Origin of the sequence: Methylobacterium indicum (genome assembly GCF_001043895.1) — a bacterium.
In the GTDB taxonomy this organism is placed as follows: domain Bacteria; phylum Pseudomonadota; class Alphaproteobacteria; order Rhizobiales; family Beijerinckiaceae; genus Methylobacterium; species Methylobacterium indicum.
This window is the reverse complement of record NZ_JTHF01000492.1, coordinates 1-591: the sequence shown is the minus strand read 5'-3', so window position 1 is coordinate 591 and position 591 is coordinate 1. Positions and strand designations below refer to the sequence as shown.

The following is a 591-nucleotide window of genomic DNA, read 5'->3' as shown; positions in this document are numbered from 1 at the left end:
CTCCCTCCCCCGGCATCCGCCGCGCCGGACAGGGGCGGCAGAGCGGCCAGGGCGCGACGGATGCCGGGGGAGGGAGTCTTCCACGTCGCCGTCTGGGCCGGGGACAGGAACAGCCGGGCGGGGAGTTCGAGCGCGGTCTCGAACGCGTCCGGGGCTGCGCGCGACGACCCGTGGACCTCGGCCATCCGGACCATCGCCGAGACCCGGCTCGGGCGCCGATCGGGATCGCCAGGTTTGGACGAGGCGGTTTCGATCGCATCGGCGGCCTGCGTCAGGCGGTCGGCACGGGTGAAGCCCTGGAAGGCGAGCGCTGCCGCGTTGTCGAGGACGACCCCGCGCTGCCACCGGGGCGGGAGGCGGCCATCGACCGGCTGCTGCACGAGCCGCTCGGCCCGCCGCACGACCGCCATGTCCATGCTGCCCCAATCTGTGAGGCCTTCGAGGGAGTACGGGATGGCGCCGCCGGCCCGCTCCGGCTGGGCATCGTCTGGATTGATCCGGAAGGCGATGCGGCTCGGCCCGGAGAGGCGCGCCTCCGTCACCTCCGGGATCGGCTCCGCGAGGGACGAGGCCTGGGCGACCGTCGCGGCG

General features: G+C 74.8%; 1 protein-coding gene. It reads right to left on the bottom strand.

All coding sequences use genetic code 11. The features are described from left to right. Positions 1–591, bottom strand: a 591-nt coding sequence (locus QR78_RS35305) for a hypothetical protein (protein WP_048431620.1), incomplete at both ends; no start/stop codon positions are given.